The sequence below is a fragment of the Thermus oshimai DSM 12092 genome (assembly GCF_000373145.1).
Lineage (GTDB): Bacteria > Deinococcota > Deinococci > Deinococcales > Thermaceae > Thermus > Thermus oshimai.
In genome coordinates this window covers 22,420-32,377 of the sequence record NZ_KB890606.1, presented here as the reverse complement: position 1 = coordinate 32,377, position 9,958 = coordinate 22,420, and the positions used below count along the sequence as shown (strand labels likewise).

Annotated in this window: 8 protein-coding genes; 1 reads left to right on the top strand and 7 read right to left on the bottom strand. The window is 69.5% G+C overall.

Annotation, left to right across the window (positions count from 1 at the left end; translation table 11 throughout):
* The 7 genes from B043_RS0104855 to B043_RS0104825 form a co-directional block, all read right to left on the bottom strand.
* The coding region (locus B043_RS0104855) for a thiolase family protein (RefSeq protein ID WP_018461150.1) at positions 1-957 on the bottom strand (957 nt) is incomplete at its 3' end.
* Position 958: 1 nt separating this feature from the next.
* Positions 959-2,518 (bottom strand): benzoate-CoA ligase family protein, encoded by a 1,560-nt coding sequence (locus B043_RS0104850; protein ID WP_018461149.1) that lies wholly within the window; start codon positions 2,516-2,518, stop codon positions 959-961.
* A 4-nt stretch (positions 2,519-2,522) separates the two neighbouring features.
* Positions 2,523-3,950, bottom strand: a complete 1,428-nt coding sequence (locus B043_RS0104845) for an aldehyde dehydrogenase family protein (protein WP_026234131.1) — start codon at positions 3,948-3,950, stop codon at positions 2,523-2,525.
* A gap of 3 nt (positions 3,951-3,953) precedes the next feature.
* Positions 3,954-5,420 (bottom strand): ATP-binding cassette domain-containing protein, encoded by a 1,467-nt coding sequence (locus tag B043_RS12235; RefSeq protein ID WP_018461147.1) that lies wholly within the window; start codon positions 5,418-5,420, stop codon positions 3,954-3,956.
* Entirely contained in the window at positions 5,407-6,315 is a 909-nt protein-coding gene (locus B043_RS12230) for a branched-chain amino acid ABC transporter permease (protein ID WP_018461146.1), read from the bottom strand. The genes B043_RS12235 and B043_RS12230 overlap by 14 nt, the downstream gene beginning before the upstream one ends.
* Positions 6,312-7,172: a branched-chain amino acid ABC transporter permease gene (locus tag B043_RS0104830; RefSeq protein WP_018461145.1), complete on the bottom strand. Its 861-nt coding sequence runs from the start codon at positions 7,170-7,172 to the stop codon at positions 6,312-6,314. The genes B043_RS12230 and B043_RS0104830 overlap by 4 nt, the downstream gene beginning before the upstream one ends.
* A gap of 2 nt (positions 7,173-7,174) precedes the next feature.
* Complete coding sequence (locus B043_RS0104825; protein ID WP_245538878.1) at positions 7,175-8,311, bottom strand: ABC transporter substrate-binding protein; 1,137 nt, start codon at positions 8,309-8,311, stop codon at positions 7,175-7,177.
* Positions 8,312-8,508: 197 nt separating this feature from the next.
* Between B043_RS0104825 and B043_RS0104820 the strand changes: the two genes are divergently transcribed.
* Entirely contained in the window at positions 8,509-9,954 is a 1,446-nt protein-coding gene (locus B043_RS0104820) for an aldehyde dehydrogenase family protein (protein WP_211207615.1), read from the top strand.
* The last annotated feature ends 4 nt before the right edge of the window (positions 9,955-9,958 follow it).

Genomic DNA, 9,958 nt, shown 5'->3' with positions numbered 1-9,958 from the left:
AATCACCCCCATGTCCTCCAGGCGGAGCCCCGCCCGCTCCAGGGCCTTCCTCGTGGCGGGCACGGGGCCGATGCCCATGATCCTGGGGGGCACCCCGGCCACGGCCAGGCTCCGCACCCGGGCTAAGGCCTTCAGCCCGTGGGCCTTGGCGTAGGCGTCGGAGACCAGGAGNANNGCNGCCGCCCCGTCGTTTAGGGGGCTAGCGTTCCCCGCGGTCACGGTCCCCCCTTCCCGGAAGACGGGGCGGAGGAGGGCCAGCTTCTCTAAGGAGGTGTCCTCCCTGGGGCCCTCGTCCCGCTCCACCAGGACCTCCTCCTTCCCCCTTTTCACGGGCACGGGGACCACCTCCCGCTGGAAGCGCCCCTCCCTCCAGGCCCGGACCGCCTTCCGGTGGGAGAGGAGGGCGAAGCGGTCCTGCTCCTCCCGGGGGATCCCGTACATCTCCGCCAGGTTCTCCGCCGTCTCCCCCATGCTCTCCGTGCCGTAGAGGGCCTGCATCCTCGGGTTCACCAGGCGCCAGCCCAGGGTGGTGTCGTAGAGGGTGAGGTTCCCGGTGGGGAAGGGGCGCTCGCTTTTGGGGAGGACCCAGGGGGCACGGGACATGCTCTCCACGCCGCTGCCGATGTAGACCTGGCCTTCCCCGGCCCAGATGGCCCGGGTGGCCTGGGCCACGGCCTCCAGGCCGCTGCCGCAGAGGCGGTTCACGGTGCAGCCCGCCACCTCCACGGGGAAGCCGGCGAGGAGGAGGGCCATGCGGGCCACGTTGCGGTTGTCCTCCCCGGCCTGGTTGGCGCAGCCGGCGTAGACGTCCTCCACCTCCTCTTTGGGCACGCCGGCGCGGTCCATGAGGGCCTGTAGGGCGTGGGCCAGGAGGTCGTCGGGGCGCACGGGGCTCAAGGCCCCCCCGTGCTTGCCGATGGGGGTTCTGACCGCTTCCACGATCCAGGCTTCGGGCACCCTAGGCCTCCTGAAGTTCCCGGAGCTTGAAGCGCTGGACCTTTCCCGTGGCGGTGCGGGGGAAGTCCTCCACGTAGACCACGAACTCGGGGTACTGGTAGGGACGGAGCCGGGCCTTGCACCACTCCTGGAGTTCCTGGGTCAGGGCCTCGCTGGGGGCGTGGCCGGCCTTGAGGATGACGTAGGCCTTGATGCGGGTCAGGCCCTCCACCTGGACCCCCACCACCGCCGCTTCCCGTACCGCAGGGTGCTCCATGAGGGCGTTCTCCACCTCGATGGGAGAGACCCAGAGCCCCTTGACCTTGATCATGTCGTCGCTCCGGCCCTCGTACCAGTAGAACCCCTCCTCGTCCACCCGGTACCGGTCCCCCGTATAGAACCACTCCCCCTGGAGGGCGCGCTTGGTCTTCTCGTGGTGGTGCCAGTAGAAGGCCAAGGCGCTGTCCCCTTTCACGTAAAGGTCCCCGGCCTCCCCCGGGGGTACGGGGTGGCCCTCAGGGGAGAGGACCCTGAGCTCGTAACCGGGAACGGGCTTCCCCGAGGAGCCGGGTTTCAGGTCCTTCAGGGTGTTGGAGCAGTAGATGTGGAGCATTTCCGTGGAACCCACCCCGTCCAGGATCACCAGGCCGAAGGTCTCCTTCCAGCGCCGCCAGATCTCGGGGGGCAGGGGCTCCGCCGCTGAGACGCAAAGCCGGATGGAGCTCACGTCCCTTCCCTTAGCCCCGGGATGGTTGAGGATGGCGTTGTAGAGGGTGGGAACGGTGAAGAAGAGGGTGGGGCGGAAGCGCTCGATGGTGCTCAGAACCGCTTCCGGGGTGGGCCGCCCGTGGAGGAGAACAGTGGTGGCCCCCACCCAGTAGGGAAAAGAGAGGTTGTTGCCTAGGCCGTAGGCGTGGAAGAGCTTGGAGGCGGAGAAGGTGATGTCGGCCTCAGAGATGGCGAGAACGTGCTTGGCGTAGGTCTCGCAGGTGTAGGGGATGTCGTGCTGCAGGTGGACCACCCCCTTGGGCCGGCCGGTGGAGCCAGAGCTGTAGAGCCAGAAGGCCATGTCGTCCCGGTGGGTATCCGCGGGGAGAAGCTCCCCCGCATGGGCCTCCAGGAGCTCCTCCAGACGGTGGACCGGGAGGCCCGGAGGGGCCTCGGGGAGGGGCTCCCCCAGGACCAGGAGGGTCCGGTCCGAAAGCCCCTTTAGGGCCTCCAGGATCTTGGGGGCCAGACCGGCCTCCGTCACCACCACCCGGGCGTAGCTGTCCTCCAGGAAGTAGCGGTACTCCTCCGCCCGGAGGAGGGGGTTCACGGGGATGGGTACCGCCCCCAGGCGGATGGCCCCCAAGAAGGCCACGGGAAAGGCCCAGGTGTCGTCCAAGACGAGGAGGACCCGCTCCTCCCGACGTACGCCCAGGGCCCTTAGCGCCCGCCCGAAAGCGCAGGCCCGGCGGTAGAGCTCCCCGTAGGTAAGCTCCCCCCCGTCCCAGCACACGGCCGCCTTGGCCTCCCGGCCCGCCTCCAGGTTCCTGTCCAGGACCGTGCTCACGTTGTAGCGCTCGGGCAGCTCCAACATGCTTTCACCTCCAGCGCACCACCCCGGCCTTGGTCTCCTGATAGTACTCCAGAGCCTCCAGGCCGTGCTCCTTGCCGTAGCCGCTCTCCTTCATGCCTCCGAAGGGCAGCTCGTCGTAGATGCGGTTTACGGAGTTGACCCAGGTGTATCCCGCCTCCAACCGCTCCAGGGCGTAGGAGGCCCGCTCCAAGCTCCGGGTGAAGATGGTGGAGCCTAAGCCGTAAGGGGAGCGGTTGGCCAGCTCCACCGCCTCCTCTAGGCTCCGCACCCGCCACACGGGCAGGACGGGGCCGAAAACCTCCTCCCGGGCCAGCCGGCTGTCCAGGCCCGGCTCCAGGACCACCGTGGGGGAAAAGAAGTACCCCTTTTGGAGGCCCTCCGGGCGCCCCCCTCCAAGGAGGAGCCTCCCCCCGCTCTCCAGCCCATCCCGGAGTTGCTCCTCGATGAGGCGCCGCTGGCGCTCCGTGTGGAGGGGGCCCATCTGGGAGTCCTCCGAGAGGCCAGGCCCCAGGCGGAGCCGCTCCACCCGGGGCAGGAAGCGCTCCATGAAGGCCTCATAGACGTTTTCGAAGACGTAGAGGCGCTTTACCGCCAGACAGGCCTGGCCGCAGTTGAAAAACCGGCCCACCGCGGCGGCCTTCGCAGCGGCGTCCAGGTCGGCGTCGTCGCAGACGATCATGGGGTCCGAGCCCCCAAGCTCCAAGGTCACCCGCTTGACCCCCTCCGCAGCCAGGGCCATGATCCGCTTGCCCACGGGGGTGGAGCCGGTAAAGGCGACCTTGCGCACCAGGGGGTGGCGGACCAGGACCTCCCCCGCCACCGGGCCCAGACCGGTGACCACGTTGAAGACCCCCGGAGGCAGGCCGGCCTCGTGAAAGAGGGCCGCGATCCTCAGGGTGGTCAGGGGGGTGGTCTCCGCAGGCTTGGCCACCACGGTGTTGCCGGTCACCAAGGCGGGCCCCAGCTTGTTGGCCAGGAGGGTGGTGGGGAAGTTCCAGGGCACGATGGCCGCCACCACCCCCAGGGGGCGCTTGAGGACCAGGCCGTAGGTCCCCTCGTCCAGGTTCGGCACATACCCTCCCCGGAGATTCTTGGCCAGGCCCGCGTAGTGCTCGATGGTGTGGAGGAAACGCCGGATCTCCAGCCGGGCCTCCCGGAGGGGCTTGCCCTGCTCCAGGGTGAGGGTCCGGGCCAGCTCTTCCGCATTGGCCCGCACCCGCTCCACCGCCGCCATGAGGATCTCCCCTCGCCGGGCGGCGGGGGTGTCCCACCATCCGGGGAAGGCCCGGTGGGCCTCCTGCACCGCCAGGTCCACCTGGGCCTCTCCGGCCAGGGGAACTGTGTCCACAACCTCCTCCGTGGCCGGGTTGATCACAGGAAAGCGTTCTAGCCCAGGAAACTCCACAAACCGTCCGCCGATGAACATCTCCATGGTTCACCCCATCCTTTCCCAGATCCGTTCCGGACGCTCCAACAGCGTCCGGGCCCGTTCCTCCCCCACGATCCTTCCCCGGTCCAGGAGATAGGCCCGCTGGGCCAAGGGAAGGGCGAAGGCCGCGTTCTGCTCCGCCAGGAGGATGGTCTCCCCCTCCCGGGCCACCTCCTTAAGGACCTCCCCCAAGTGGCGGACCATCAGGGGGGCCAGCCCCTCCGTGGGCTCGTCCAGGAGGAGGATCCGGGGGTTGCGCAGGAGGGCTCGGGCCAGGGCCAGCATCTGCTGCTCCCCCCCCGAAAGGGCGGTGGAGGGGGCCTGGCGGCGTTCCTTAAGGCGGGGGAAAAGGCGGTAGACCCGCTCCGGGGTCCAGCGGCCCGGCCGCCAAGCAAGGAGAAGCTCTTCTTCCACGGTGAGACCGGGGATCATCTGCCGGCCCTGGGGCACCAAGGCCAGGCCCGCCCGGGCCCGGGCCAAAGCCCCCGCGGGCAAGGGTTCCCCCGCCAGGCGCACCTCCCCCTGGGCGGGAATGAGGCCCATGAGGGCCTTGAGCAGGGTGGTTTTGCCCATCCCATTGCGGCCCAGAAGGGCCACCACCTCCCCCTCCCCCACCGCGAGGTCCACCCCGTGGAGCACCTCCCCCTGGCCATAGCCCGCCCTGAGGCCCCGGACCTCCAGGAGGCCCGGAGCCGGGCCATCCCCCCCTACCGGGGCCTCGAGGGCAGGATCCCCCTCCAACCGGCCCCCCACGTAGACCTCCACCACCTGGGGGTCGGCCCGCACCTCCTGGGGAGGCCCCTCCCGGAGCACCTGGCCCTGGTGGAGGACGGTCACCCGGTCGGCGAAGGCGTAGGCGAAGTCCAGGTCGTGCTCGATGAGAAGGACGGTAATGCTCCGGGGCAGACCCCGGATGAGCCCGGCCACCCGGGCCCGTTCCTCCCCCCCGAGGCCCGCCAGGGGCTCGTCCAGGAGGAGGAGGCGGGGTTCCTGGGCCAGGGCCAGGGCGATCTCCACCTGGCGCTGTTCCCCGTAGGTCAGCTGGTGAATGGGCAGGTCCTCCCGGCCCCGGAGGCCCACCTGATCCAGGACCTCCGCGGCCCTGGCCTCCAGGTCCGGGAGGGGAAGAGGCCAGGGGCTTCGGCGCCGGGGGTCCCGGGCCAATAGGGCCAATAGGACGTGCTCCCTTGCGGTCTTTTCCGGGAAGAGGCTGGCGATCTGGTAGGTGCGGGCCAGGCCCAGGAGGGCCCGGCGGTGAGGGGGAAGGGGGGTGGCCTCCCGGTCGAAGATCCGGACCGCCCCCCGGTCGGGCCGGAGCTCCCCCCCGACGATGCGGAAGAGGGTGCTCTTCCCCGCTCCATTGGGGCCGATGACCGTGCGCCGCTCCCCGGAGGCCACCTCCAGGTCCACCCCCGCCAGGGCCAGAAACCCCCCAAAGGCCTTGTGGATCCCCCTCGCCTCAAGCGCGGCCATAAGTCCACCTCCGTGAGGCTAGGCGCCGGAGCCTGGGGAGGAGCACCACCCCCATGAGGACCGCCCCCAAAAAGAGGTTCCAGAGCCCGGTCCAGGTGCTGAGCAAGGCCTCCGCCAGGATGAGGATCGCGGCCCCAAGAAGCCCCCCGTGGGTCCAGGTCATCCCCCCGATCACGGCCATCACCAGGAGGGCCCCCGAGGTGTGCCAGGCTAGGTCGTGGGGGTGGACGAACCCCCGGTGGGCCGCTAGGAGGACCCCGGCTAAAGCGGTGAGGGCCCCGGAAAGGCCGAACGCCAGGAGCTTATACCCGCGCACCGGGTAGCCCAGGGCCTCCAGCCGGGCCTCGTTGGAGCGGAGGGCCTCCAGGGTCCGCCCTAGGGGGCTTTGGGCGAAGCGGTGGTAGGCCCAGAGGACCCCCAGAAGAAGGGCCAGGGCCAGGAGGTAGTAGGCACCGGGGCTCTCCAAGAAGGGGGGCTTGGGCACCCCGCTCAGGCCGTCGTCCCCCCCCGTGATCTGGGGGAAGCCCTGCTTGGCCAGGACGTAGAGGAGCTGGGCCAGGGCCAGGCTCAGCATCAGGAAGAAGATGCCGTGGCTTCGCAGGCTGAGGGCCCCCAGGAAGAGGGCCACGGCGGAGCCCAGGACCGGGGCCAGGAGGAGGGCCAGGGGGAAAAACTCCGGCTGGCCCCGGGTGAGCAGGGCCCCCACGTAGGCCCCACCCCCCAGGAAGGCGGCGTGCCCCAGGGAGACCAGGCCCGTGAAGCGGTAGAGGAGGGCCTGGCCCGTGGCGGCCAGGGCCCACACGGCCACGTCCGTGGCCAGGTAGAGGGGGTACCCCCCGAGGGCCGGGGGCACCAGGGCCAGGGGCAGGAGGAAGGGCCAGAATCCCCCTTTCACCGTGCACCCCCTAGAAGACCCTGAGGCCGCACCACCAGGACCAGGCCCATGACCCCGAAGACCAGGGCCAGGGAGAACTGAGGGATGAAGACCTTGCCGAAGCTGTCCGCAAGCCCCACCAGGAGGCTGCCCACCAGGGCCCCCTCCACCCGCTCCAGCCCCCCGATCACCACCACCACCAGGGCCAGGATGAGCATGGTGAAGTCCAGGCCTGGGGCCAGGGCGATCCGGGGGGTGGCCAGGAATCCGGCCAGGGCCGCCAGGAGGACCCCCAGGAGGTAGGCCCGCCTTAGGACCCCGCGGGCGTCCACCCCCAGGGCCTGGCTCATCTCCCCATGGCCGGCCGCGGCCCTCAGCTCCAGGCCGAATCGGGTGCGCCGCAGAAGGGCCCAAAGCCCCAGGGCCACGGCAACCCCCACCCCGATGAGGAAGAGGGGGTAGGCGGGATAGGGAAAAAGCCCGAGGTCCACGGGGCGGTCCAGGACAGGGGGCGGCCTGAGGCCTAAGACGGCGGCGCCCCAGACCGCCCGGGTGAGGTCGGAAACGACAAAAGCTAGGCCGAAGGTGAAGAGGACCTGGTCCAGCTCCCGTCCCCGTCCGTAGACCAGGGCCACCAGACGCTCCGCTACCCCTCCGATGACGAAAGCCCCTAGGGCCACGGCCAGGAGGGCCAGCCAGAAGTCCCCTAGACCCCGCACAGCGGTGTAGCCCAGGTAGCCCCCCAGCATGTAGAACCCCCCGTGGGCCAGGTGGAGGAAACGCCCCACCCCGTAGACCAGGGAGAGGCCCGAGGCCAGGAGGAAGAGCACGGCCGCGTAGGCCAGGCCATTCAAGGCGGTGAGGAGGTAGAACTCCATGGCTAGCCGGGATCCCGCACGCGGCCCAGGTCGGCCACTACCGCGTTAGCCAGTTCCCCACCCACTTCCCGCACCTGGCGCACGTAGATGTTCTGGACCACCTGGTGGGTCCTGGGGTCAAACTCAAAGAGCCCTCGGGGTCCCCGGAAGCGCACCCCCTCCAGGGCCTCCACCAGGCGCTCTTTGTTGGCGGTATCCCCCTTGAGGGCGTTCACCGCCTCCACGATCACCCGGGCGGTATCGTAGCCCTGCATGGCGTAGACGCTGGGGGCGCGGTTAAAGCGGCGTCGGTAGGCCTGGACGAAACGCTGGTTCTCGGGAAGGGCCAGGCGCACCGCCCAGTGCAGGCTGCTGTAAGCCCCCTCCGCATCCTTCCCCACGGCCTGGACCACGTCCTCCTCCACGGTAAAGCCCGTGGTGGCCAAGGGGATGGACCCCTTCAGACCGAACTGGGCGTACTGGCGCAGGAAGATGGCCGCGTCGCTCCCTGCCAGGAAGCCGTAAACCGCTTGGGGACGGGCCCGTCCCACCCGGGCGATGGCCGCGCTGAAGTCCGTGCTCCCCAGAGGGGTGTAGACCTCGTCCACCACCTGACCCCCGGCGGCCAGGAAGCTCTCCTTGAAGGCCGCCGCGCTCTCCCGGCCAAAGGCGTAGTCCGCGGCCACGATGGCCACCCGCTTGCCCAAGCGCTCCGCCACCCAGCGCCCTAGGGGAAAGCTCACCTGCCAGCTGGTGAAAGAGGTGCGGAAGATGTAGGGGCTCTTCCGGTCCCGGGTGAGAGCGTTGCCCCCGGCGTTGCTCACGACGAGGATGTTGCGCGTGCTGTGGACGTAGTCCCTCACCGCGTAGGCGGAGGCGGTGCTCACCAAGCCCGTGAGCAGGTCCACCCGGTCCTGCTCCACCAACTTGGTCACCTTCCTCAGGGCCACGGTGGGGTCGGCGGTCTCGTCCTCCCGGACGAGCTGGATGGGCCGGCCCCCGGCCTGGTTGCGGACCTCCTCGAAGTAAAGGAGCATCCCGTTGGTGATGTCCTCCCCCAGCTGGGCGTACACCCCGGAGTAGGGCAGGACGACCCCTACGCGCAGGGCCTCCCGCTGGGCTCGGGCCCGCCCCAGGGCCAGGCCCAAGCTCAGGGCCACGCCTTGCTTCAAAAACCGGCGCCGCTGGCGATCCATAGCCGCTTCACCTCCTGGAAGGGACTTTTGCCCCTACGATGGTTAGTCTAACCGGTCAGATAAACTCCTGTCAAGCCGTCCCCCACCCCAACCCCGATGGGTTGACTTTTTCCAACCGGTCAGATAAACTCCGAGGGACTGGAGGTGGGAAGATGGCCCAGATGTTCATCGGAGGCGAATGGAGGGGGGCCCGGAGCGGAGCCACCTACACGGTGTTCAACCCGGCCACGGAGGAACCGGTGGACACCGTTCCCCTGGGGGGACCCGAGGATGTGGAGGAGGCGGTCCGGGCCGCCAAGGAGGCCTTCGGGGACTGGTCCCGCCGGGACTTCGAGGAACGGGGCGAGATCCTGCGCAAGGGGATCGAGCTCCTGAAGGCCCACCGGGAGGAGATCATCCAGACCCTAACCCTGGAACAGGGCAAACCCCTTCACGAGGCCCAGGGGGAGTTCGACCACCTGCTTCATGGCCTGGCCTACTATGCGGACCTGGCCACCAAGGTCCGCGGGGCCTACCAGCCCCTCCCCTCCCGCTTCGGCCCCGCCTACGGGCTGGTGGTCAAGCGGCCCATGGGGGTGGTGGCGGCCATCGTGCCCTGGAACTTCCCCCTCACCCTCATGGGCACCAAGATCGGCCCGGCCCTGGTGGCGGGCAACACCGTGGTGGTCAAGCCCGCCAGCACCACCCCCCTGGCCGCCCTCAAGGTGGTGGGGTACCTGAACCAGGCGGGCCTCCCCCCAGGGGTGCTCAACCTGGTGACCGGGCCGGGAAGGGTGGTGGGGGAGGCCTTGGTCCGCCACCCCGACGTGCGCCGGGTGGCCTTTACGGGGGAGACGGCCACGGGCCGGCGGATCCTCGAGCTCTCCGTGCCCGATTTCAAGCGGGTGACCCTGGAGCTCGGGGGCTCGGACCCGGTGATCGTCTGCCCAGACGCGGACCTGGACAAAGCGGTGCGGGGCATCCTCATCGGCCGCTTCTGGAACGCGGGCCAAGCTTGCCTGGCCGCCAAGCGGGTCTACGTCTTTGAGGAGGTGTACGACGCCTTCCTGGAGCGCCTCCTGGCGGGGGTGGCCCGGTACGAGCCCGGGGAGGGCTGGGTTAAGGCAGAGCGGCCCCGCATCCGCATGGGGCCCCTGCACACGGAAAAGCAACGGGCAGAGGTCCAATCCCAGCTGGAGGATGCCCTGGCCCGGGGGGGGAAGCTCCTCTACGGAGGCCGGGCTCCCGAGGGGCGGGAACGGGGCCACTTCTTCCTGCCCACCGTGGTGGCGGACCCCGACCACGATAGCCGGGTGGTGCGGGAGGAAACCTTCGGGCCCCTCCTCCCGGTCTGGAAGGTGAGGGATCTGGATGAGGCCATCCGCCTGGCCAACGACTCCATCTACGGCCTGGGCTCCTCCATCTGGACCTACAACGTGAAGTGGATCCATCGGGCGGCCCAAGAGATCGAGGCGGGGATGACCTGGGTGAACCAGATCCACTACGGCTACGACGAGCTCCCCTTCGGAGGGGTCAAGCAGAGCGGCTACGGCAAGGAACACGGCCTGGAGGCGCTGGAGTACTACTTCGAGACCAAATCGGTGGTCATCGGGGATCTGGGAGGTTAGGGGT

Excerpts from the sequence above, each read along its gene's own strand:
- B043_RS0104820 (WP_211207615.1), top strand. The coding sequence starts at position 8,509 with ATGTTCATCGGAGGCGAATGGAGGGGGGCCCGGAGCGGAGCCACCTAC.
- B043_RS12235 (WP_018461147.1), bottom strand. The coding sequence starts at position 5,420 with ATGGCCGCGCTTGAGGCGAGGGGGATCCACAAGGCCTTTGGGGGGTTT.
- B043_RS0104845 (WP_026234131.1), bottom strand. The coding sequence starts at position 3,950 with ATGGAGATGTTCATCGGCGGACGGTTTGTGGAGTTTCCTGGGCTAGAA.
- B043_RS0104850 (WP_018461149.1), bottom strand. The coding sequence starts at position 2,518 with ATGTTGGAGCTGCCCGAGCGCTACAACGTGAGCACGGTCCTGGACAGG.
- B043_RS0104830 (WP_018461145.1), bottom strand. The coding sequence starts at position 7,172 with ATGGAGTTCTACCTCCTCACCGCCTTGAATGGCCTGGCCTACGCGGCC.